Annotated in this window: 22 protein-coding genes; 16 read left to right on the top strand and 6 right to left on the bottom strand. The window is 41.0% G+C overall.

All coding sequences use genetic code 11. The annotated features are described in order from the left end of the window. Positions 1 to 105 precede the first annotated feature (105 nt). From hpaI to ACSR9O_RS09860, 5 genes are all read left to right on the top strand, one after another. Positions 106 to 1,023, top strand: coding sequence for a 2,4-dihydroxyhept-2-ene-1,7-dioic acid aldolase (gene hpaI / locus ACSR9O_RS09840; RefSeq protein WP_101222392.1), 918 nt, complete (start codon positions 106 to 108; stop codon positions 1,021 to 1,023). 79 nt (positions 1,024 to 1,102) lie between these two features. After that, positions 1,103 to 2,617, top strand: coding sequence for a 5-carboxymethyl-2-hydroxymuconate semialdehyde dehydrogenase (gene hpaE, locus ACSR9O_RS09845; protein ID WP_491724325.1), 1,515 nt, complete (start codon positions 1,103 to 1,105; stop codon positions 2,615 to 2,617). 29 nt (positions 2,618 to 2,646) lie between these two features. Continuing rightward, on the top strand, positions 2,647 to 3,630 hold the full coding sequence (hpaD, locus tag ACSR9O_RS09850; protein WP_101222390.1) for a 3,4-dihydroxyphenylacetate 2,3-dioxygenase: 984 nt from the start codon (positions 2,647 to 2,649) through the stop codon (positions 3,628 to 3,630). Positions 3,631 to 4,092: 462 nt separating this feature from the next. After that, a complete protein-coding gene (locus tag ACSR9O_RS09855; RefSeq protein ID WP_101222389.1) occupies positions 4,093 to 4,431 on the top strand; it encodes a DUF485 domain-containing protein in 339 nt (112 codons plus the stop codon). Between the two features lie 3 nt (positions 4,432 to 4,434). Further along, positions 4,435 to 6,000, top strand: coding sequence for a solute symporter family protein (locus ACSR9O_RS09860; RefSeq protein ID WP_434167312.1), 1,566 nt, complete (start codon positions 4,435 to 4,437; stop codon positions 5,998 to 6,000). A gap of 167 nt (positions 6,001 to 6,167) precedes the next feature. Here ACSR9O_RS09860 and ACSR9O_RS09865 read toward each other — a convergent pair whose 3' ends face one another. Then, on the bottom strand, positions 6,168 to 7,037 hold the full coding sequence (locus ACSR9O_RS09865; RefSeq protein ID WP_101222387.1) for a LysR family transcriptional regulator: 870 nt from the start codon (positions 7,035 to 7,037) through the stop codon (positions 6,168 to 6,170). Between the two features lie 162 nt (positions 7,038 to 7,199). Here ACSR9O_RS09865 and hpaB point away from each other — a divergent pair, with 162 nt between their 5' ends. Continuing rightward, positions 7,200 to 8,672, top strand: coding sequence for a 4-hydroxyphenylacetate 3-monooxygenase, oxygenase component (hpaB, locus tag ACSR9O_RS09870; protein WP_260358983.1), 1,473 nt, complete (start codon positions 7,200 to 7,202; stop codon positions 8,670 to 8,672). 78 nt (positions 8,673 to 8,750) lie between these two features. Here the strand turns inward: hpaB and ACSR9O_RS09875 are convergent, their stop codons facing one another. Genes ACSR9O_RS09875 through ACSR9O_RS09885 form a run of 3 tightly spaced genes read right to left on the bottom strand, consistent with a single transcriptional unit; the run spans position 8,751 to position 10,728 of the window. Continuing rightward, positions 8,751 to 9,137, bottom strand: coding sequence for a 5-carboxymethyl-2-hydroxymuconate Delta-isomerase (locus tag ACSR9O_RS09875; RefSeq protein WP_230176936.1), 387 nt, complete (start codon positions 9,135 to 9,137; stop codon positions 8,751 to 8,753). A gap of 17 nt (positions 9,138 to 9,154) precedes the next feature. After that, the gene (locus ACSR9O_RS09880; RefSeq protein WP_260358982.1) at positions 9,155 to 9,943 is read right to left on the bottom strand and encodes a fumarylacetoacetate hydrolase family protein; all 789 of its coding nucleotides are present in this window, start codon (positions 9,941 to 9,943) and stop codon (positions 9,155 to 9,157) included. Continuing rightward, positions 9,940 to 10,728, bottom strand: coding sequence for a fumarylacetoacetate hydrolase family protein (locus ACSR9O_RS09885; RefSeq protein WP_101222383.1), 789 nt, complete (start codon positions 10,726 to 10,728; stop codon positions 9,940 to 9,942). Before ACSR9O_RS09885 ends, ACSR9O_RS09880 begins: the two co-directional genes overlap by 4 nt. A 205-nt stretch (positions 10,729 to 10,933) precedes the next feature. On the opposite strand from ACSR9O_RS09885, the gene ACSR9O_RS09890 reads away from it, so the two are divergent. The 6 genes from ACSR9O_RS09890 (at position 10,934) to ACSR9O_RS09915 (ending at position 18,055) form a co-directional block, all read left to right on the top strand. Next, the gene (locus tag ACSR9O_RS09890) at positions 10,934 to 12,466 is read left to right on the top strand and encodes a 4-hydroxyphenylacetate 3-hydroxylase family protein (RefSeq protein WP_491724326.1); all 1,533 of its coding nucleotides are present in this window, start codon (positions 10,934 to 10,936) and stop codon (positions 12,464 to 12,466) included. A gap of 152 nt (positions 12,467 to 12,618) precedes the next feature. Further along, complete coding sequence (locus ACSR9O_RS09895) at positions 12,619 to 14,478, top strand: XylR N-terminal domain-containing protein (RefSeq protein WP_491724327.1); 1,860 nt, start codon at positions 12,619 to 12,621, stop codon at positions 14,476 to 14,478. 257 nt (positions 14,479 to 14,735) lie between these two features. Then, positions 14,736 to 16,028 (top strand): asparagine--tRNA ligase, encoded by a 1,293-nt coding sequence (gene asnS, locus ACSR9O_RS09900; protein WP_491724328.1) that lies wholly within the window; start codon positions 14,736 to 14,738, stop codon positions 16,026 to 16,028. A 116-nt stretch (positions 16,029 to 16,144) separates the two neighbouring features. Then, entirely contained in the window at positions 16,145 to 16,840 is a 696-nt protein-coding gene (locus ACSR9O_RS09905; protein ID WP_101222379.1) for a DnaD domain-containing protein, read from the top strand. Positions 16,841 to 16,862: 22 nt separating this feature from the next. After that, positions 16,863 to 17,519 (top strand): endonuclease III, encoded by a 657-nt coding sequence (nth, locus tag ACSR9O_RS09910; protein ID WP_101222378.1) that lies wholly within the window; start codon positions 16,863 to 16,865, stop codon positions 17,517 to 17,519. Beyond that, a complete protein-coding gene (locus tag ACSR9O_RS09915) occupies positions 17,516 to 18,055 on the top strand; it encodes a YpoC family protein (protein ID WP_101222377.1) in 540 nt (179 codons plus the stop codon). Before nth ends, ACSR9O_RS09915 begins: the two co-directional genes overlap by 4 nt. Before the next feature lie 42 nt (positions 18,056 to 18,097). On the opposite strand, the gene ACSR9O_RS09920 is transcribed toward ACSR9O_RS09915, so the two are convergent. Continuing rightward, positions 18,098 to 20,848, bottom strand: a complete 2,751-nt coding sequence (locus ACSR9O_RS09920; RefSeq protein ID WP_491724329.1) for a PBP1A family penicillin-binding protein — start codon at positions 20,846 to 20,848, stop codon at positions 18,098 to 18,100. Positions 20,849 to 20,875: 27 nt separating this feature from the next. Next, the gene (recU, locus tag ACSR9O_RS09925; protein WP_101222375.1) at positions 20,876 to 21,487 is read right to left on the bottom strand and encodes a Holliday junction resolvase RecU; all 612 of its coding nucleotides are present in this window, start codon (positions 21,485 to 21,487) and stop codon (positions 20,876 to 20,878) included. A 142-nt stretch (positions 21,488 to 21,629) separates the two neighbouring features. Between recU and ACSR9O_RS09930 the strand changes: the two genes are divergently transcribed. From ACSR9O_RS09930 to ACSR9O_RS09945, 4 genes are all read left to right on the top strand, one after another. After that, positions 21,630 to 22,577, top strand: a complete 948-nt coding sequence (locus tag ACSR9O_RS09930) for a DUF2515 domain-containing protein (protein WP_260358978.1) — start codon at positions 21,630 to 21,632, stop codon at positions 22,575 to 22,577. 356 nt (positions 22,578 to 22,933) lie between these two features. Next, positions 22,934 to 23,209 carry a hypothetical protein gene (locus tag ACSR9O_RS09935; RefSeq protein WP_101222373.1) on the top strand — a complete coding sequence of 92 codons (276 nt, stop codon included), beginning with the start codon at positions 22,934 to 22,936 and terminating at the stop codon, positions 23,207 to 23,209. 69 nt (positions 23,210 to 23,278) lie between these two features. Continuing rightward, the gene (locus tag ACSR9O_RS09940) at positions 23,279 to 23,647 is read left to right on the top strand and encodes a YppE family protein (protein WP_157830997.1); all 369 of its coding nucleotides are present in this window, start codon (positions 23,279 to 23,281) and stop codon (positions 23,645 to 23,647) included. 77 nt (positions 23,648 to 23,724) lie between these two features. Then, complete coding sequence (locus tag ACSR9O_RS09945; RefSeq protein ID WP_491724330.1) at positions 23,725 to 24,339, top strand: YppG family protein; 615 nt, start codon at positions 23,725 to 23,727, stop codon at positions 24,337 to 24,339. Positions 24,340 to 24,353 lie beyond the last annotated feature (14 nt).

Consider the following 24,353-nt stretch of genomic DNA (forward strand, 5'->3'; position numbering starts at 1 on the left):
CCCAGGCCTTGTTTTATAATAGTCAATCGATTATTCATAAAAGCAAGGCCGATTTTTTCGTTTAATTATTCCGAATATTCAAATAACGAAAGGGCGGTAGAAAAAATGTACGAGGAAATCAAAAGTCGTTTAAGAGGATCCATAGCTCCAATTATCACTCCATTTGATGACAAGATGGAAGTGGATGTAAAGGCCATTGAAAATCTAGTAAACTGGCATATTGAAAGCGGTTCCCATGGAATCTCGGTATGCGGGACTACCGGCGAGCCGAGTTCTCTAACGATTGAGGAACGGGAATTAGTGATGGAAACGGCAATCAAAGCAGCAAAAGCACGTGTTCCGGTTGCACCAGGTACTGGATCTGCCAATCAGAAAGAAACATTGCATTTGACTAAAAGGGCACAGGAAATGGGGGCTGATGCTGCTTTAGTCATCGTTCCTTATTACAATAAGCCGAATCAGCAGGCACTTTACAATCACTTTAAGACGGTGGCCGATTCCGTTGATATCCCGCTTATCGTTTATAACATTCCCGGAAGAACGGCAACGAATTTGGAAGTTAAGACATTGGCACGCCTTGCTGAAGATTGTGAAAATATAATTGGCGTAAAGGAATCTAATAAAGATTTTGAACATGTGAACCGTGTCTTATTGAATTGCGGAAGGGATTTTCTCTTATATTCTGGCATCGAATTATTATGCTATCCGATGCTGGCTATTGGAGGAGCAGGACATATTAGTGCTACAGCTAATATCACTCCTAAAGAAGTGGCTGAAATTTATAACCATTGGGTGGAGGGTGATGTGGAAAAGGCACTTGACCTCCATTACAAATTAATGCCATTGAATGATGTTTTGTTTAAAGAAACCAATCCAGGACCATTAAAAGCTGCGATGGGGATGATGGGGAAAATCAATCCTGCATTACGGCCGCCGATGGGACCGCCTTCGGAACCGTTGGAAAAAGAACTGCGTGAAACCCTTCAATCATACGGTTTGATTGACCAAAAAATCCAGTCATAATTGCTAGATTGGGAAGATTGCACAAATCCAAACGATTATTGTCATCTTCCTGAATTAATTTTTAAAGGAGGATTTATTCATGCAAACTTTTCCGGTGCAAGATGTCAAGCATTACATCAATGGTCAATTTGTTGATGGAATCTCAGGAAAAACATTTGAAAATCTAGGCCCTTTTAATAATCAAGCAATCAATAATGTGGCAGAAGGATTTAAAGAGGATATTGATCAAGCGGTAGCCGCCGCAAGAGCTGCATTCGATAACGGTCCATGGAGAACGATGAAAGTGGAAGAAAGATTGAAGTACATTAATAGGATTGCTGATTTAATTGAAGAGAATGCCGAAGAAATTTCCTTTTTGGAATCCCTTGATACAGGGTTGCCGATTAGCCAGACAAAAAAACAGGCGGCAAGGGGAGCGGAGAATTTCCGTTTTTATTCTGAAATGGTGAAAAGCAGGCTGATAGGGGAGTCGTATCAAGTGGATGACACTTTCATCAATTATACGATTCATAAATCGATAGGAGTCGCAGGATTAATCACTCCTTGGAATGCGCCTTTCATGTTAGAAACCTGGAAGATCGCCCCGGCTCTGGCTACAGGTAATACATGTGTCCTTAAACCGGCGGAGTGGTCTCCATTGACTGCCAATAAATTAGCACAAATCATTGACCAATCCGGTCTGCCAAAGGGCGTATTCAATATCGTTCACGGTTTTGGGGAGACAGCTGGGGCGTCCTTGGTTGCCCATCCAGAGGTCCAATTGATATCCTTTACCGGAGAAACGACAACTGGCGCTGAAATCATTAAAAATGGTGCGGATACGATGAAACGTTTTTCCATGGAACTCGGAGGTAAATCACCAGCCGTCATTTTTGAAGATGCCGATCTGGAAAAGGCCCTGGATTCGGTGGTTTGGGGAATCTATTCATTCAATGGGGAGCGATGCACAGCCAATTCCAGATTATTTGTCCATGAATCGATAATAGACCAGTTCGTTGCAGAATTGAAGGAACGTGTTCATAATATCAAAATTGGAAACCCAATGGATCCAGATACGGAAATCGGACCGCTGATCCATCGTGACCACTTTAATAATGTCTCCCGTTATCTGGATATAGCAAAAGATGAAGGGGCTGAAATTGTAAGCGGTGCGATACCAAGTGCGTTCAACGAAGGGAATTATATTGCCCCGACGCTTCTCTTGAACTGTACAAATGATATGACGGTAGCACAAGAAGAGATTTTTGGACCAGTCATGGCAGTCATTCCTTTCAAGACCGAAGAGGAAGTACTGAGAATGGCTAATGATGTAAAGTATGGGCTTGCTGCATATGTATGGACAAATGATATGAAACGGGGACATAGGTTTGCTCAAGCTGTCGATAGTGGGATGGTATGGGTGAATTCCCAAAACGTAAGGGATTTGCGGATACCGTTTGGAGGATCGAAATATAGTGGGGTAGGACGTGAAGGTGGCCATTATAGCTTTGAATTCTATACGGAAACACAAGTTATCCACGTAGCAATTGGAGAACATCACATTCCGAAATTTGGGGACATAAAACGAAATGCCGTTTCTTCTGCTGAAAAATAATCGGGTGTCATAAAGAAGGGGAGAATACAATGAATTTTTCTATTATTCGTGTTGCGAGAACGATACTTAATGTAACGGATTTAGATAAATCAAGAGCCTTTTATGTGGATGCTTTAGGTTTTATTGAAACGGAAAGAACGAATGATCACATATATTTACGTGGTTTAGAGGAAGCGCATCATCACTCGCTTATCTTGCAAAAGGCAGAAAAGCCAAGCGTTGAAGCGATAGGATACAAGGTTGAAAAAGAGGAAGACCTTGAAGAATTGGAATCTTTCTTCCTGTCCAAGGGAATGAAAATGAAGTGGATGAAGGAAGGAACACAGCATGCACTAGGCAAGTCGCTCCGAGTTCAGGATATTTCCGGATTGCCAATCGAGTTTTTCAGCAAAATGGATAAAGCAGAGAGATTGCTGCAAAGATTCGATATGCATAGGGGGTCAAGGGTCCAAAGGATCGATCATGTGAATTGTAATGTAACAAATGTCCAAAAAGCCTATGATTTTTATGTGAAAGAATTAGGTTTTGCCTGCTCGGAAGATACAGTGGATGAGTCGGGCCAATTATGGGCTACGTGGCTACATAGAAAGCAAACCGTCCATGACCAGGCATTCATGAACGGAATCGGTCCAAGACTTCATCATGTAGGCTTCTTTCTACCTGACCCCCTTGCAATTATCCATGCCTGTGATGTACTGGCATCACTTGGATATGCACAGTCCATAGAACGCGGACCAGGAAGGCATGGCCTATCCAATGCATTCTTCCTATATTTAAGAGACCCGGACGGTCACAGAATCGAATTATACAATGGGGATTACTTAACATCTGACCCGGATATCGAACCGATTCATTGGGATTTGAATGATCCAAGACGCCAGACATTTTGGGGAGCAAAAGCCCCGGATTCATGGTTTGATGAGGCTTCTGCTGTCCTTGATATAATATCAGGCGAAGAAGTTCCTCTTAAAGAACCGATTCTGGCAAAAAGCAAGCCTGAATTCATCATCTGAAAAAAGCGGGATTCAGGATGAATGATCGAGTGTTTCGGCAAAAACATACATTGACCGCACATTGTCATTTTGATAGGGCGCTTGTTTATATATACCTGTTCCAAGACCAATTGTCACCGTTTAGGGAATTGGTGAAAGTTTGATGGAAAACTGGAAGATTTGAAACGTGAAAGTATAAATAAACTAAAACGGATGAAGGATATGCAAGCTAAGTCTATTGCGAAAGTGCAAGCCTTCTATAAGATATAGTCTGGGACAGGGCAGCAGTGGGAACTAACTGCTGCCCTATCTGTATGTGTCACCGGTTAGACAAAATGCGTTCGGAAAGCTTAGGGATGGGCTTAGCCCTTCTTGTGCAGATAAGTTGTTTGGGTTTTTGGAAAATGATTTGGCAATGGAAAGGCTCAATACTATTTATAGTACCGTCCTTTGAAAAATAAATATCAGAAGAGGTGTGAAGAGTTGGTTCGGTTGGAAAAAAACCTTCAAGAATCGGAACAAACTAATCTAGTGGATTATGAAAGGATTGTTGCTTCCAAAGAGTTTCAGAATATGCTTTCCGATAAAAAGAAATTCGTCATCCCTTTTACGATATTCTTTATGGGATATTCCCTGCTTTTGCCCTTCTTAGTTTTTTACACTGATATCCTGGATCACCCTTTCATTGGAGACATAACATGGGCGTGGGTGTACGGTGTCTCCATCACGGTTATGTCTGTATGGGTTTGCAGCGTATATGTAAGGAAATCCGAAAGAATCGATGAACAAATAAAAGAAATCATCGAGAAAGAAGGGCTTTGAAACATGAATTGGACAGTTATTATTCTTTTTGCACTAATGTCGATAGGCACCCTTTTCATTACGTATTTCGCTTCCAAAAAAACTAAAACGGCAGGCTCTTTTTATACGGCTGGGGGCGGTTTGACAGCTAGGCAAAATGGACTTGCATTGGCCGGGGATTTTATGTCGGCTTCCACATTTTTAGGGTTGATTGGAGCATTTTCCTTAACGGGGTATGATGGATTTTTCCTGATGTACGGAGCACTTGTTTCATTCCTTGTTGTATTATTCCTGGTGGCTGAACCTTTAAGGAACTTAGGGAAATACACATTGGCTGATATGGTGACTACAAGGTTTAAATATAAACAGGTCCGGGGAGTGACCGCTTTTAATACCTTGGTGATATCAGTGATGTACATGCTGGGTCAACTTGTTGCGGCAGGTGCTTTATTTAAATTGCTTTTAGACATCCCGTATAATACCTCTGTCATTATCGTAGGTATTGTAATGTTGGTATTTGTACTATTTGGGGGGATGACGGCGACGAGCTGGGTGCAGATCATTAAAGCAATCCTGCTGATTGGCGGCGTGTTTATATTATTTATGATCGTCATGTGGAAGTTGAATTTTAGTTTCATCGGAATTTTCACGGAAATGAAAACAGCGACACCCATGGGAGCAGCTTACCTGAAGGCAGGTATTAAATATGCCAGTGGGTGGGATGCAGCTTCCTTGTCCCTGGGCCTAATTCTGGGAACGGCAGGTCTACCGCACATTTTAATACGTTTTCTGACTGTCCCGAATGCACAAGTGGCAAGGAAGTCGGTTGTTTGGGTGATGTGGATTATGGGTGCTTTTCATATCATGGTCATTTTTCTCGGATTCGGTGCTGCGAAGTTGGTTGGAACATCGAATATCATGACCGCTAATCCAGCGGGTAACATGGCTGCACCATTATTGGCCCAACTTGTGGGCGGGGACATCTTATTCGCCTTTATTGCGGCCGTTTCCTTTGCAACGATACTGGCAGTTGTTGCGGGAATCGTTTTAACAGGTGCTACGGCATTTTCACATGATTTTTACAATGAAATTTTAAAAGATGGAAAAGCAACGGAAAAACAGCAAATGACGATGGCTAGATGGGCGTCCATTGGTGTGACTGCACTTGCAATCGTTTTATCATTAGGTCTACAGGAATTCAATGTAGCGTTTCTGGCATCGATTGCTTTTACATTGGCAGCCAGTTCGAATTTGCCGGTCATCCTTCTCACCATCTATTGGAAAAAATTCAATAAAACCGGTGCAATGGTCGGTATGATGACAGGTCTTTTTGGTACACTTTTGCTCGTGGCCTTAAGTCCAAATGTCTGGAACCCGGTTCCCGGAGCCACCATCATGACAGGTGACCCGATTTTCCCTTTGAATTCACCAGGAATCGTTTCCATTCCTCTTGGGTTCCTCGCATGCTATTTAGGTTCCCTGTTCAGTAACCGCAGGACAGATTTGGAAACGGTTACAAAAGACAATTATAATGAAATCCTCGTAAAGTCCAATACGGGTCATGATGTTAAGGGTGTTTTGCGACATTGAATGGTATGCATATAAATAAAGTGCAGCTCATCGAACTTGTGAATCGATTTTTAAAAGCAGCCATCTAGGTTGCTTTTTTTCTTTTCAATGGAATAGAAATTCCAACCAACACCATAGATTATTAGAAAAGGTGCAAATGAAATGAAGATTTAAGGATAACTGGCCATTCATTCGGAAAAAGTTTCTAGAAATTTGACGGCGCCTTTGGAAAGATAGCGTTCTTCGAGCCAAATAAGGGCGGCTTCGGATTGTACTTCACAATCTATCAATTCGACTATATTTATACCCTGGGTTGAAAACGAATTGGATGTGGTACGTGGCATGATGGTAGCTCCTATTCCTTCCTTCACTAAAGATAATATCATTGCAGCATCAGGACATTCACATACAATCGTAGGTTCAAATCCATGTCTGAAGCACTCATCCACTATAAGCTCATATGTACCTTGACCGCTTACCCTATGCAGCAACAAGAGGGGAAATTCCTTGATTTGTTTAAATTCGATGAAGTCTGGGATATCCCAATCATGTGGGGTGACAAGTACAAAATCTTCCGGTGGAAGGTTAACCGACGAAAACTGCTTACCATTAATTGGGAGTCGCACGATGGCCAACTCGATTTCCCTGTTTATTAAGCCTTCCGTTAAACGGAACGTATCACCTTCCATTAACTTGAATCGTATATCAGGGTATTTTACTCTAAAGGTTCTCATCCTTTGCGGAATGTAAGAAAAGCAGGTTTTTACAGACCCTATGGAAAGAGTGCCCTTTACCCCTTTACTGACTTCCTTCACTTCCAGAAGTGTTTCTTCAAACTGATTCAATAGAGCTTCAGCTTTTTTATATAAAACCTGACCAGTCTCAGTGAGTTTAAGTTTCTTTCCATTCCGATCGAAAAGTTTTTCACCAATTTCCATTTCCATCAATTTAAGTTGCTGGCTAAGAGGCGGTTGGGCCATATGTAATTTTTTTGCAGCTTTGGTTACTTGTTCTTCCTGAACGATTGTCACAAAATATTTTAACTGCCGGATGTCCATTTTATACACCTCATACATATGATTTACATATACATATTGAATTTTTAAAGTATTTTATATATATCATAACACATGGTATATTTTGTTATATAAATTAATTCAATATTTGGAATTTTAATTGTAAGCGCTTCATTTATATCGATTTAAAAGGGGGATGCAAGCATGCCGGCTAAAACAGGTAAAGAATATATCGATAGGGTAGACAAAGCAAAGGCGAATGTATGGATCAATGGAGAGCAAGTAAAAGATAAGATCAGTCAACACCCAGCTTTTAAAGGGGTCATGAAAACACAGGCTGAATTATATGATTTGCAGCATGATTCCGCGAAAAATGACATCATGACTTATATTTCACCAACTTCAAACGAAAGAGTAGGGACCTCATTCATGCAGCCGCGGACAAAGGAAGACCTTGAAAAAAGGAGGAAGATGTTTCAAGAATGGGCAAGGCATAATAATGGAATGATGGGACGTTCCCCTGACTATATCAACAGTGGGATGATGGCGTACGGTACTGCAGCGGATATGTTCGGCACTCAGGATTCGGCATTTTCAAAAAATATGAAGGATTATTATGAGCTCTGCCGGGAAAAGGATTTGTCGTTGACACATACCTTGATTCAACCACAGGTTAATAGGGGAGTTAGTGCCGCAAAGCTTCCGGATCCTTACATCGCTGCAAGAATTGCTGGCAAGAATTCAGAAGGGCTTATTATAAAGGGAGCCAGATTATTAGCTACACAAGGAGGAATAACGGATGAAATCATGGTTTTCCCTTCGACATTGCTAAAACAATCAGAAGAAGAAAACCCTTATGCATTCGCATTCTCCATTCCAAATAATACACCGGGGTTGAAATTCATCTGTCGTGAATCATTCGACTATGGCAAATCACATTTTGACCATCCACTTGGTTCACGATTTGAGGAGATGGATACGATTATCGTTTTTGATGATGTAGTCGTTCCTTGGAATCGGGTATTTGCATATGGGGATGTCGGCATTTGCAACCAGGCATATAATGAAAGCAATGCAGTTGTTCATATGACCCATCAGGTGGTATCGAAGAATATCGCCAAAACCGAGTTCATTCTGGGGATTTTGCAACTTATGGCGGAAACCATCAATATCGGGCAATACCAGCATGTTCAGGAGAAAATATCGGAAGTCATCATGGCGCTTGAAACGCTAAAGGCTTTCATAACAGCTTCGGAGGCAAACGCGAAATTGGATAAATGGGGAATGATGACACCTGATTTTACACCATTAAACATTGCCCGTAATTATTATCCGAAGATTTACCCTAGATTCAGTGAAATAATGCAGCTTCTTGGAGCTAGCGGCTTAATGGCGATTCCAAATGAAGCCGATTTCAATTCGGAGCTTCGACCGGATTTGGATAAATATCTTCAAGCCGCGAATGGTGGAGCATATGACAGGGTCAAATTGTATCGTCTCGCATGGGATGTATGCATGAGTTCATTTGGATCCAGGCAAACGCTGTACGAAAGATTCTTTTTTGGAGATCCGGTCCGTATGGCGAGCGCTTTATATAACGGCTATGATAAACAGGAATATGTGGATCGTGTCAAGGAGTTCTTGAACCGTACTGAAAACCTTGCAGAAATCAACTGATAGCGGCAGCAGTGGCAAAACATAATAATTTAAAGGCCTCCCCAATGAAGGGGGAGGCCTTTAAATATGAAATCTTGTTCATTTATGATATCGATCATGGATATTATTCTTTTTATATGTGCCAAAATTACTGAATTCCGTAAGTTCCATGGAGAGTGCAAGATATCTTTTTGAAAAGAGGGATGCCAAATGAGATTCCATCGTTTCGAATAGATGGTCACATACTTTGGTTTTATCACTGTCCTGGCGTCCAGCGCCAATTTTTAGGATGGCATGAACAAAGGCATCATCCTCTGTACCATCGGCAACACGATAATGCTTCAATTCAATGGCCCGGGATCGAATGCCGCCAATTGGAAAGATGGAAGGGTAAGATATCAGGACATCATTCACCTTCTTTAATAAGCCATCAATCTGGATTTCATCTTTGATATTATCCGTATATTCAATAATTATATGAGGCATGTGATTAGTCCCTTCCGTTAATTATGGATTTTTAGATGCGGCCGATCCCCGCCTTCAGTAAATGCATCGTCACCGACTATTGTGCTGACGAGTTTCCCGATTCCTTCAATTTCAGTAATGATTTCATCGCCTACAGCGGTATCCGCCAATCCTTCAGGTGTGCCTGTCAAAATGATATCGCCTGGACTCAATGTCATGAAGCTGCTGAAATATTCAATTAAATCAGCAATGCCGAAAATCATGTCTTTCGTGTTGCCTTGCTGAGTCAATTTTCCGTTGACGTAAGTTTTGATGGCAAGGTTCGAAGGATCTGGAATATCTTCGGCATCGACTAGCCAAGGTCCAATGGGGGTGCAGGTATCGCGATTTTTGACCTTTAAGTTTGGTCGGTAGTAATTCTCCAGATAATCACGTATTGCATAATCATTTGCAATCGTATATCCACTTACATACTTATAGGCTTCTTCCTTTTTTATGTTTTTCGCCTTTTTACCTATGACGACTGCAAGTTCACATTCATAATGCATATAAGCTGCATCAGCAGGCCGTCTTGTCTGCCCCCGGTGGCCGATAAAGGTATTGGGACCTTTTAAGAACGCAAGGGGTTCTTCCGGGGCTTTAAAAGCAAGCTCCTTCGCATGGTCTGCATAATTCAGGCCAAGCGCGAAGACAGTTCGTGGTTCCACCGGGGGAAGCCAGACAACATCCTGCTCATTGACAATCCGTCCATCCGCCAATTTGAGCTGGCCATAATATTCACTTGCTGGATGTACGGCACCTGCATAGGCTACACGTGCTCTCTTCATAAAATCCCCTCCAGTGATAGTTTTTCCTCGGAAATGATAGTATTTTCCAAATGCCCGATTTCGTCTATTTCTATTCTGACATGATCATTGGCTTTTGCCAGCGGTGCATTCTCTGGAACTCCAACTAGAAGGACGTCACCCGTACTCAAAGTCATGAAGTCTGTTACATCCTCAATAAGGCGGGATATGGAGCGAATTAGATTTGAAGTTGAATTTTCTTGCTTTAGCTCTCCATTTATATATACACGGATTCCTAAAGAATCGGGGCTGGATATCGATTCCTTGGATACGACCCATGGACCGATCGGGCAAAATCCATCACGGGCTTTATGGCGGATAGCAGGACGGAAAACACTTTCATGTGGAACGCTAATATCATTGGCGATCGTAAAACCTTCTATATAATCCAATGCATGTTCTTTCTTGATTCTTGTAGCCGTTTTACCGATTACAATTCCCAGTGCGGCCCCGATTTCCAATTCAGGTATGCCGTTTGGAAGGGGAACTGGATTTGAAAAAGAAGAAAACGTGTTTCTAGGTTTAATATATAGGATCGGCCCTTTAGGAGGTTCATTATAAGGAGGATGGTCGATCTTTCCCTTCAATGCTTCCAATGATCCTTTATAGTTTAATAATGTTCCATATACCGTTCCTGAAATAGGGTTATCCAAATTGATTTGTGATACCTCATACTTATCACCGTTCATTAATATATAGCGGTTCGACAGTATTTCCATTTCTTCCGAATAATCTGACTGTTTGAGTTTCACTCTTGCTTTTGCCATGGACACTCACCCCTTGATTTTATTAATAATCATATATGATATCGTATATGATTATTTGTTCAAGTTCAACATATTTAGATTATTCAGTAAAATCAGACAAAAAATGTTAGAAAAAAGATGGGTTTCAACAGAAAAATGCCTTGAACATTTAGTTAGTATAAAGCTAGAAATCCAAATTGAAAGATTGTGAATGGGGGATGTTCCGATGATGAATGGCAAAGAGTATTTAGAAAGTTTACGAGACGGAAGAACGGTATTCTTGAACGGCGATAAGGTAGATGATGTGACGACACACCCAGCATATCGCAATTCTGCCAGGTCAATTGGCCAACTATATGATGCTCTCCATGATCCGGTTAGTGCTCGGATTTTAACGGCTAAGACAGATGAAGGCCATACTACCCATAAGTTCTTCAAGGCTTCAAAGAACGCAAAAGAGCTGCTTGAAGCAAGGGATGCCATAGCAGAATGGTCAAAATTGAGCTATGGTTTCATGGGTCGTACCCCTGATTACAAAGCTGCTTTTACAGGGTCATTGGGACCGTATAGCGATTTTTATAAGGGATTTGAAGATAATGCGAAAAGATGGTATGAAAAAACCACAAAGGACGTTCCCTTCTGTAACCACACAATTATAAATCCGGCAATGGACAGGAATAAACCGCTACATGAAAATAAAGAGGTATTTGTACGTACGGTGGAAGAGCGGGATGATGGAATAATCGTAAGTGGAGCTAAAATGGTTGGAACTTCAGCTGCACTTACGAATTATAATTTTGTCGCGAATTATTCTCCTGTCGATCTTGGGGAAGGGGATAGAAGCCATGCATTGATTTTCTTTGTGCCGATGAATGCGCCGGGTTTAAAAATGATCAGCAGACAATCTTTTGAAGAAACGGCTTCCAAGACAGGCACTCCTTTCGATTACCCGCTTTCAAGTCGGTTCGACGAAAATGACGCAGTAATCGTCCTTGATCATGTTTTCATCCCATGGGAGAATGTATTCGCCTATAATAATGTGGAAATTGCCAATGGATTTAGATCCAAGACTGGGTGGATGAACCGATATACATTTCATGGCTGTACACGCTATGCGGTGAAATTGGACTTTATGGCTGGGCTTCTGATGAAGGCTACGGAGATGGCGGGAACGAATCAATTTAGGGGAGTACAAGCCAACATCGGGGAAGTGCTTGCTTACAGGAATATGTTTTGGGCAATCTCGACAGCGATGGCTACAGATCCGATGGAAGGGCCGTATGGCACTGTTCTGCCCAATAGCACATACGCAACTGCATATAGGGTGTTTGCACCTATGGTATGGCCAAAGGTAAAACAGATATTTGAACAGGTTGTAGCAGGTAATCTCATTCAACTCCCATCAAGCTCCAAGGATTTTTTAAACCCTGAGGTCCGTCCGTATCTCGAAAAATATTATAAGGGTTCTGGCGGGGTTTCGGCAGTGGAAAGGGTAAAACTGATGAAACTTATATGGGATTCCATCGGAACGGAATTTGGTGGCAGGAATGAATTATATGAAATCAATTATGCGGGTAACCATGAAAATATTAGGCTGGAAACCATGAAAATGGCAGATTCAAATGGACAATCAGATAAATTCAAAGCTTTTGTGGACTTGGCAATGGACGATTATGACCTTCATGGCTGGACAAACGATAAGTGGATAAATGAAGATGAAGGCATTGATGCTGATTTGATCCGGCTCCGAACGAATTAATCTGAGTAGAAAAACGTGAAAAAGAATGGTTTGTATCGGACTCCCACCGGCTTTTCCACCACTGCATGATATGAATGCGTTTACATTTTTATCTTGATAGGTAAGGTGTGGAAAAAGTATAATATTATGTAAAAGGAAAGCCGTGGGGAATCATGACGAATCTTTTGAATCTTAAGAATGATGAAGGAGAAATTCATTTAAATGATGAGAGGATGATCCTGACTTCCTCTTCAATTTTCGGTACCCTAAGAAAAGACTTGATCGAGAATATTGGATTTGAAAGAATGAAGTCTTTTTTAATACGTTATGGCTGGAATATCGGAGTCAATGATGCTAAAAAGGTACTAAAAAGGGATTTGTCAACGGTAAAGGAAATACTGAGGCAAGGTCCAATCTTACATATGCTGCAGGGTTATACAAAAGTTAATACTACGAACCTGGAATTATCAATGGATAATCAAACGGATGTACACTCTGTAAAGGTGGAAGGGGTTTGGGTGAATTCCTATGAGGCAGAGGAACATATCACCCAGACAGGCATTGCGGAAAAGCCAGTCTGTTATACATTGACGGGTTATGCAAGTGGATTTTATTCGACGGTCTGCGGTCACGAAGTGATTTTTAAAGAAAGTGCCTGTAAGGGAGCAGGGCAATCAGAGTGTAGATACGAAGGTAAATCGATACATTTATGGGGCATGGAGATTCAAGATGAGTTGAAATATTATAAAACCAAACCGATTGTACAAGAGCTTGCCGTAACATATGAAAAGCTGCTGGAGGAACGCAATAGTTTATCAAAAGTGATGGATATTCATAATTTGCTGACAGAGGAGTTAATTAACGGAAGAAGCCTTCAATCGATAGTGAGGATGGTTTATCAGAAAACGAAAATTCCTTTGTTGATGGAGAATTTCAATAGCAATCAGGTTTATCATGCTGGGTTTCACATAGGGAAGGTAAGGGAAGTCAGGAATCAGCTCAAACTGATGAGGGAAAATGGTCCTGTCACATTGGGGACCGGAAGAATCGTAAAAGATGGGATGGAGCTGCTTTATACTCCCATAACGTTACAAAATAAAACTTACGGCTATTGTGTTTTTGCGCAATCGGATCCGGTTGAAGGAAAAACGAACCTGGAAATCAATCGAATGATTCTTGAAAGGGTTTCCATGACCGGTTCCTTATTCCTCTTAAATGAGAAAAGCAGTTTTGAAGCCCTTGAAAGGGTAAAAGGTTTATTTCTTGAACAAATATTAAATGGAGAGTTTGCTTCCAGAGAAGAAATAATTAAAAAAAGCATGTATTTAGACGCTTCATTGGATCATCCTTTCACCATTGCGTTGCTTGGCTATGGTTTTTCCTCCGATCGGGGGACAGCGAATGACTATTTCATTCAGCAGAAAATCATCGAGGAGATTTATAGTTTCTTTAAAAAGCGGAATCAAGTTGTCTTAACAGCCTTAAGGGATGGTAATATCGTATTGCTTATACCGCTGAGTCCGGGAACTGAATATCAGCTTCGCACCAAGGAATGCATCAATCACTTATATACTGTTTTTAGCGGATATAACTTTAAAATGGGTCTTAGCACAATAAGTGATGAATTGGAACGGGCTCACGAGGTTTTTCAAGAAGCTTTAACCGCATTGAATATGAATGAAGGAACTCGGGATATTATCAAATTTGAAGAAGTAGATCTGCTATCCATTTTAATGCATACGGGGAGTACTCCAGCGGTACTAAAAAAGGCAGAGAAAATGCTGGCTCCTTTATTAATTAAAGATGACCCAAAAATGAAGGAATTATTGAAAACGCTTTATGTATTCCTGCAATGTGGTGGAAATCTTGAATGCAGTATGAAAGAATTGAACATTTCAATGAGTGGTTTACGGTATCGGATCAAAAGACTTGAAGAGCTGCTTTCCTGCCAAATAAGAGATCCTAAAAGTGCTTTTCAATTATATGCATCATTTGAAACTTTGTTGAAGGCGAAAATGATTACCATTGGTTGATAGGATTCAATCCCTTGTTGAAAATGGAAATGTCGAATGATACATATACCAAGATGACTTTACTGTAATGAGCTTTGGGCGATAGTGAAAAATAATCTACCATATAATCTGGCGGGTATGCTCCAAACATAATAAGAGTGATAGAAAAGGCATGGAAGTTCTACTTCAATTGATTTATTTGCTTGTAAGCAGGGCTATGGGTATAATAAGTAGAGTAAATTCCTTAGTAAGTTAAGCTATTTTTGGAGGTAAATTCCGTGAAAATTACAATAAAAGATGCTAGCAAATTCGTCGAACAAGAAGTAACCATTGGAGGCTGGCTTGCCAGCAAACGTTCCAGTGGGAAAATTGCTTTCCTTCAAATCCGTGATGGCTCTGGTTTCATTCAAGGTGTGGTCGTGAAAGCTGATGTGGGTGAAGAAATATTCGCTCTTGCGAAATCGGTTTCGCAAGAGTCATCCTTGTATGTAACAGGTGTCATTCAAAAGGATGAACGCTCGCCGTTCGGTTTTGAGTTACAGGTGAAAGATATTGAAATCATTCATGAATCATTGGATTATCCCATTACACCTAAAGCGCATGGTCCTGAATTCTTAATGGATAACCGCCATTTATGGCTGCGTTCAAAACGGCAGCATGCAGTCATGAAGATCCGTAATGAAATAATCCGTGCTACATATGAATTCTTTAATGAAGAAGGTTTCGTTAAAGTGGATCCCCCAATTTTAACTGGAAGCGCACCAGAGGGAACGAGTGAATTGTTCGCGACCAAGTACTTTGATGAGGATGCATACCTTTCACAAAGTGGTCAGCTCTATATGGAAGCGGCTGCCATGGCACTTGGGAAGGTATTTTCATTTGGACCTACCTTCAGGGCAGAAAAATCCAAAACAAGACGACATTTAATCGAGTTCTGGATGATTGAACCAGAAATGGCTTTTATCGAATTTAAAGAAAACCTGGAGGTTCAGGAGCAATTCGTTTCTTCGATCGTCCAATCCGTATTGAAAAACTGTCAGCTTGAGTTGAATACACTGGGCCGTGACATAGCGAAGCTTGAACAAATTCAAGCTCCTTTCCCGCGTATTACATATGATGAGGCCATTAAGTTCCTTCATGAACAAGGATTTAATGATATCCAATGGGGTGATGATTTTGGGGCTCCGCACGAAACTGCGATTGCGGAAAGTTATGATAAGCCCGTTTTCATAACTCATTACCCAACTAAAATCAAACCTTTTTATATGCAGCCAGACCCTGACAGGGAAGAAGTCGTTCTTTGTGCCGATTTGATCGCTCCAGAAGGATATGGAGAAATAATTGGCGGTTCAGAGCGGATTCATGATCAGGAATTGCTAGAGCAGAGAATCAATGAGCATGGCTTGAGCGAGGATGCTTACAAATGGTATATGGAATTAAGAAAATATGGCTCTGTACCGCATTCAGGCTTCGGTTTGGGATTGGAACGTACCGTTGCATGGATCAGTGGAGTCGAGCATGTCCGTGAAACCATCCCGTTCCCACGCCTATTAAATCGATTATATCCTTGATTCCGTAATGAAGCGGTTATCTTGCCATATTTGGCAGATAACCGTTTTTTGTTAAAATTATAAACTTATTCGGGGAGCCGTATTCATGTTATACTTAACCAGAGGTGTCCAAAAACATGAATAAAGAACATTTATATGCGTGGTTTAAGGAAGGAACGATAACGATTCCATCCTTTTTGCTGACTAACTATAGTACAATGGGACTAAATGAACAAGAAATGGTCCTTTTATTACAATTGCAAAGCTTCATAGATAAAGGTAACCATTTCCCTGCACCATCCCAACTTTCTGACCGAATGACATTGCAGGAAACGGAATGTCTATTCTTGATCCAGCGTTTGGTCCAAAGGGGATTTATTGAAATGATGGTTGAGGATAGCCAAGAAATCGGACAGGAAAAATACTCGTTGTCTCCACTTTATGAAAAAATGATGGACTGTTTCTTGAAAACTTTGAAACAGACAGAGTCTGCTGAAATCCAAAAAGCGGGGGAGAGCCTTTATACGATTTTTGAACAGGAGTTCGGCCGCCCTTTATCTCCTTATGAATGTGAGACATTGGCAATGTGGATGGAGGATGACCATCAACCCGAAATCATTAAGTCAGCTTTGAGGGAGTCTGTCATTTCCGGAAAATTGAATTTCCGATATATTGATCGAATTTTATTCGAGTGGAAAAAGAATGGAATTAAAACCTTGGAACAGGCAAGGGAGCAAGGACAAAAATTTAGAGTTCACCAAAAGAGGGACCGAAAGACGGAAAATGCACGACCATTGAAAGATGTGCCTTTCTATAACTGGCTCGAGCAGTAATGTAAATTGAAGGAGAACCAATATGTTGAATAAAGCTCAAATTCGATATTGTCTGGATACGATGGGTGAAATGTTTCCGGATGCCCATTGTGAGCTGAATCACTCCAATCCATTTGAATTGGTGATTGCTGTTGCCCTGTCAGCTCAGTGTACGGATGTATTAGTCAATAAAGTAACGAAGGATTTATTTCAAAAATATAAAACGCCTGAGGATTACATAAGCGTTCCGATAGAAGAGCTGGAAAATGATATTCGCTCAATCGGTTTGTTTCGTAACAAGGCTAAGAATATACAAAAGTTGTCGCGCATGCTGATCGAAGAATACGGTAAGGAAGTTCCCAGAGATCGTGATGAGCTTGTTAAATTGCCTGGCGTTGGCAGAAAGACGGCGAATGTAGTCGTTTCCGTTGCTTTTGATGTGCCTGCGATTGCTGTGGATACCCATGTAGAGCGTGTTTCCAAGCGTCTGGGATTATGCCGTTGGAAGGATAGTGTCCTTGATGTTGAGAAAACGTTGATGGCTAAGATACCAAAGGATGAATGGTCCGTTACGCATCACCGCCTGATATTCTTTGGACGCTATCATTGCAAGGCCCAGTCACCAAGATGTGAAACCTGCCCGCTTCTTGAATTATGCCGTGAAGGAAAAAAAAGAATGAAAAGGAAAGAAGCCAATTGACGCAGTCCATATCATTAAAAGTCCCTGAAGTATTGGACCACCCTTTGTTTTTTCCTGAAAAGGAAACCAACTTGGAAAAAGAGCGTTTTGCAGGTTGGAGTGGAACGATCCCATTCGAGGCTTTTCCGTATGAGTTACTTTATTATAATAATGTAGAGGCTTATGCTCCTTGGACTATGGGGGCATTGCATATAAAGGAACTGCTGGAAAAATGGAAGGGAATTGATTCAGAATGCAGTTTGCTATTTTCCGAGCGAAAAGTGGGGCAGACTTTGTTACTCATGAAGCAGGGGATCGGTTTATTTTTAACCGCAATCTTCTGGATGCATGGAAAGCCAGTGGTTTTGAGTGATTTACGGGCAAAAATAGAATCCTTTACCAATATTCCGGTGAACCTTGCTGAAAGGCTTTCTTTCATCCTTGCTAGACCCGCTTTTTTTCATTCATATAGACAGCTTAGTGAGTTGTTCCGAGAATTTGAAAAGCAATATGTGAAGTTCATGATCAAAAATAAGAACATCCAAAAAAACGTCTAAGCTTTTAGCTTAGACGTTTTTTAAGTCAATCCTTATATATATTTATTCCGTATCTTTGTTTGGATCTGGGTCCGGGTTAGGGTTAGGGTCAGGGGTCTCGACTGGTTTTTCCTCTTCTACCGTTCCAGGGTCAGTGGCATCATCCCCGCCTTCGACGTCCTCATCACCACCATTATTGCCATTTCCATTTCCATTTCCATCATCAGTGTTGTTGCCATTACCATTATTATCATTGTTGCCATTACCGTTATTACCATTATTGCCGTTATTTTCGTCATTTCCATTATTGCCGTTTTCGCCATTGTTATTTTTGTCTTCGTCTTGCTTATCTTCTTCGCCCTCAGCAGGCGTTTCTTGTTCAGGATCTTCACCTTCGGCCGGATCTTTAATCTCCTCGTCCTCAGTATCCTCAGGAGCTTCCGCTTCAGCAGGTATTTTGACTGATGTACTCGCAGGATCACTTTGTTGGTTATCCACTAAAGCTACCACTGAGAAAGTATATTTACTACCAGGGGTTGGATTAGGGATCGTTAAACTAGTATCCTTCGATTTTTTTAATACGCTCTCTGCTCCGCCATCAACGGACATCTTAACCTCGAATTGGGTATTCCCATTTCCTTTAGGATATGACCATGAAAGATTGATTTCATTGCTTTCCTGATTGTAAGAAGCGTTAATGCCAGGTGAGTCGATTTTTTCATATTCTGTCGTCACTTGTGTCGGTTCGTGACCTTTAACATAATATTCATAAGTGATTTTACTGCTTGGTGTGTATTCATTGGCTTTAACAGCTGGATTCGAACCTTTGATGACTCCAACCTTCACAACACTGTCAGGTTGATCAAAGTCTTTCGTTTCTTTTGATTGAGCCATATGTTCCATTAAGTTCTTAAAGATGGATTTAGGGATCCTTTGAGATGATTCACCCAGATATTCCATTTTCTCACCAGATGCATTATCATAACCAGCCCAAACCGCGACAGTATAATTGGTTGTATAACCTGCCATCCAGCTATCTTTTACACCGGAAGATGGGATGTTGTTCGCTGCACGCTGTTCAGGTGTGAAATTGGTTGAACCCGTTTTACCGGCTACAGGTAGACTTGGTATATTGGCTAACCTTCCTGTTCCATAAGGTTCTTTCATGACGCTTTTCAACATATCCGTCACGATGAAAGCTGTGGAATCTTTCATGACCGGTTTTGATTCCGTCTTGTTTTTGATGGTTGTTTTATCACGTAAAACAATCTTTTTCACACTATGCGGTTCATTATATATACCGTTGTTTCCGAATGAACTGTATGCACCGGCAAGTTCAAGTGTTGAAACATCCTTACCGCCGCCCAATGCTGCAGATTCGGTAATTTCCTTGTCAAAAGGAATGCCAAGTTCAGTGGCGAAATCACGTGCCCGGTCCAATCCGACTGCTTGAAGCGTTTTTAAGGCAGGAATATTTAATGACCGTGCCAGTGCTTCACGAGTCGTTACAGTACCATAATGTCGTCCGGAAGCATTTTTAAGCGATGTTCCATCACTGTAAGAATATTCCTCATCCTTGATTTGATGGTAGGTGGACCAATTTAAATATTCTACGGCAGGACCATAATCCAGAATCGGCTTGATGGTCGAACCAGGTGATCGCTTGGCATCCGTTGCGTAATTCCAGCCGCGTTTAACCGTCGTGTTCCTGCCGCCGCCCACTGCTTTAATTTCACCAGTTTCTGTATCGAGTAATGTGACTCCGGCTTGGAGATCTTTACTTGGATAATTGATGATTTCATCACTATTCAACATGTTATAGACATATTCCTGGGCATCTTTATCAATTGTCGTTTGGATTTCCAAACCATCGGTAAAGACGTTATAGTCACCCATATCCCCGACTTCCTCAATTACCAAATCGATGAATGCATCGTAAGCCGTCGTATCGATTTGACTCTTATCGATTTCTTGAAGTCCCTCTGTTATATCGATGCTTTGTGCATTTTTCATTTCCGTTTCGGTGATATATCCATGTTTATTCATTAAGTGCAGGACAATATCACGGCGTTCTTTTGCACGTTCAGGGTATTTATACGGGTCATACCTGCTTGGACTTTGCGGTAATCCTACAAGCATGGCCGCTTCGTTCAATTTCAATTCGTTTAGATCTTTTCCATAATAAGTTTGCGATGCAGTTAAGATTCCGTTTGCGCGGTTTGCAAAGAAAATCTTATTCACATACATTTCGAAAATTTCTTCTTTTGTATATTTTCTTTCAAGCTGTATGGATAGCCACATTTCCTGGACTTTCCTTTTGATGGTCTTATCAGGTGTTAAATAAGAACGCTTGATAACCTGCTGGGTCAATGTACTTGCACCCTCTGAGCCGAATCCGTTTTTGACGTTGGCTATGACGGCACTGCCCAGACGTAAGAAATCGACCCCGTGGTGTTCATAAAAGCGGGAATCTTCCGTTGCCAGGAAAGCTTCCTCGACAAGATCGGGTATGTCTTCATAATTTACATAATCCCGGTTTTCCTTTCCGATTTCAGCTAACAATTTACCATTTTCATCGAGAATCTTGGATGTGACCGGATCTTTCAAAAGCTTTTCGTCAAGTTTTGGAGCGTCGCTGATAAAGTAAGCCATTGCAGCTCCTCCGGCAACAAGGCCTATTATTCCGATTGTAACAAGTATAAGGAAAATTCGCTTAAGCATATTTGTTGGCTTTTTAGGACCTGTTTTCTGTCCCTTTTTTTGAGTCTGCCCCTGCTTTCGGCGTTCTTCTCTAGTATTATATTTTTCAGCCATTACAGCTAACCTGCCTTTCTAAAAAAACTAAAAATTTTCTGCGATGAGCGAATCTACTACTTTAATATAGTCAATTCTCGGTTGAAAGCCAAGAGTAATCTTTCGTGAACTGCTTTCAACCTCTTGAAGAGTTATAGATTTGCGCCCGCCTTCTTTCATTCTCTTCCAATAAAAACTCAGTTGTTCAGAACTCATTACATATATATCATCCATTGCTGAAAACCGAATGATCACAAATGCAATTCCGTCATGCTGAACGATTTGTTTCATATGTTCAATTTGATGGTCATGAAAATTCTTCAGAGGGAAAGAACTGCTGTTTTTCGTCTCCTTTGCCTCAAAATCAATGTACTTTCCTTTATAAACACCATTGTAATCGGTGGTCGATGCTTGTTTGAAATAAGCTTCTTTAATGACTGCAGCACTTCTTTTCGGATAGTGGACATCGACAATTTGAATGGGTGTCGGTTTTTTATGGATGACGGCAATGCCGTGTGCTAAATAATACTGATTGGTTTCGTTCAAATCGTCTTCCAATGTTTTTCCCCGGTTGCTGTAACTGATTTTTTTAAGTGGGCTTTTCTTTTCTTCCATAGCCTGCGGTACAAATCTTCGTCCGTTGGGATAATGAAATGCCACTTTTACCCCTCCTTTTTTTCACTTATCTATATTAGCAAAAAAAGAATCCAAAATGTGAATAAAAAGAATTGTTTCTTAGAACGATAGGATTTATGTACAACTATATGTCACAATTCATCTCTATAGAAAGGCGGACACATAGATGCGAATATTAATGACGGAAAAGCAATTGCTACATTCCATAAAAGCCCAAACCGCTAAAGGAAATAGGGATAATATATCAAGGACAAAGGCATATGAACGATTTTTCAAAATGCATCCCGAAATACAATGGTCTTTTTTAGCGGGGATGGTTTCTAGAAATGCAGGCTGGAATATGTGTGATCTTGAAGGGATTTGGTTTTCCCATTTGCTTGGCCAGAAATACAGGCATCTTTTATTCCTGACGTATGAAGAAGCCAACTGGAGAATATTCCAAGATGCTTATCCGCAATTACTTCTCTATCATTATTCGACGAAGTATGGACGTCCTTTGTTTCACTTATGTCATTATTTTTTTATTACCAAATTCATGACGAACGAATGGTATTCCTTTTGGAAACATGGAAATCGGGAAAAATTAGTCACTGCGCTCATCATAAATGAACAAAACATCATAGAAGAACCGGTTATTAAAAAACAATCTTTCGTATTTCATTCTCTCTTATTTTTCCTGCAGGACTGGATGCATTTTAGCACGGTTTTATTTCCTGCTTGCAATGGAGAACTATATGGATCGTCCGTTTCGCATTTTAGAAATATCGATAAAAGGATTGAATTGGGGAAAAGGTTGGCCGGCCTTTTATTTTCTGAAGATTTGTTTCCGCTATTCTATGAATTTTCCTGCAGGACAGAACCAACGGGTGCCAGATATGATTATGAACAATATCGAAAAAATCCTAGGTACCATGAAACCCCGATGCTGAGGGGAGTATATCCATTGATTCATCATCAAGCAGGAATGACAGAGCAATGGGATATGAAAAAAAAGGTTAAAAAAAAATGGTTCATTGAACCCAAATGGGAAGAAGACCCGCATTTGACCGATTGGTATGACCTTAAACAAAAGCAGCTACATACGGCAGCAATGATTAAAAATTGGATATTATAATAGCAAACAGGGAAGGCGTCATGTAAGCCTCCCCTGTTTTATCAGTCAGTATTTATGTCTTACGTAGAGGGGCGGTTTTCTCCGCTAAGCTTCGGATTTCCCGTTCCAGCCTTTTTAGTGGGCGGCTTTTGTCGTTTTTCGTTTTTTTGCTGTCTGCTTTCATTCGACTGCATAAAATCACCTCCTGTCTGTATTCTTGTTTAAAACTTCATTCTTCATTCTGCCATTGTTGTCGAAGGGCATAATAAATTAAGCGAATTGCACTTTCTTTGCCGATTCCCTTCTAGTTTTGTCAGTCATGAAGGGCTTTCTGATAAAAAAAAGAATAGTACAGGTAAAGAATGGGAGGGATCAGCATGGTCAATAAAAGTGTCGCAACAGAGGAGATATTAAGGATGATAGCTGAGATCAGTACCAGCCTGGATCGTTTGGAAATTTCATATGGGGAAACTGTAAATACAGTGCGGTGCAAACTATGGGCGGAGCAATATACATTAGTTAACGAAGCCCAGGAAGCCATTGAGAAAGCCGAGGATTATTGGGTGAATGCTGAAGGTGTAAACCATTCCTTTTCCATTGTCCCGAAAAAAACAATAATAAAGCACAATGTTCTCACTGAATTGCACGTATAAGCCAGAGGAATATCATTTTATAATGAACTGGATTATAATAAGGTAAACAATTGTGCGGAGGAATATATTGTGCAAAAAGAAAAACTGCAGCTATTAACAGAACAATTAATAAAATATACGGACCAAGTGGATGATATCTATGAGGGTGTACGGAAGGAAGGAAAGGAAAAGGATTTTTTTTCGGAAGTCAAGCCGTTTGCAGACCAGGTAAGGACCGCATGCATCGAATGGGAAACCGGAATGAAGGAGTGGATGAAAGAAACTGAATTTAGGCATCTTTTCCCCGAGCAAATCGAACAAACCGCCCATAACCTTTCTGATGTGGCCGTACAGGCATTTTTTCCAAAAACAAGTTATAAGCGATTTAAAAGCCATGTTCAATCGGTGGAATTCATCCTTAATAATGTAAGAACGGAAATCAATCGGATTTTATCATAAAAATACCTACACTTTATTCCCCTTTTTTTCATATATTATCAGAACCATGTAATGAAAAAAGAGGAGGGCTCATTGACATGATGAGATCCGGTTTTAACCATATCTCCCCAAATCAAGGACAGTTTCCTCAATCAATGACGGAATATTGGGGAGGGTACCAGCAGCCAATGCCGTATCCTCCGCCCAATAATCATGAACAACCATTTATGTATCCATATCATCTCCAGGATACAGGGGGCTATATGACACCATATCATGATCCTTATCAGCAAGCGGCCTATCATCCATTCCAATCTGTCCAGCAGCAGGCGATGCCTGTGGGAGCTTATCCGGGCAGCAGTGTAATGCAGCCAATGGCACAAATGCAGCCAATGGCACAAAGCCAGCCAATGGCACAAATGCAGCCAATCCAGTCCAATCAGCAGCCGCAAACTTTTAGCCCGTTCGCCAATCCGCTACAGCCAGCTAAAAGACCTCCGCAAGGTCAGCAGCAGGCTCATAATCCATATCCTAAGCAGCAGTTCATGCAAAAACCCCAGCCATCGGGTTTCAAATCGGTCATGAATCAATTCAAAACACAAGATGGCTCGATGGATATAACGAAGATGATGAATACAGCTGGACAAATGATGAATACAGTTTCTCAAGTATCTTCAATGGTCAAAGGAGTAGGGGGCTTCTTCAAAGCTTAGATGGTGAATAAAGG

This window comes from Peribacillus sp. B65 (assembly GCF_058513295.1).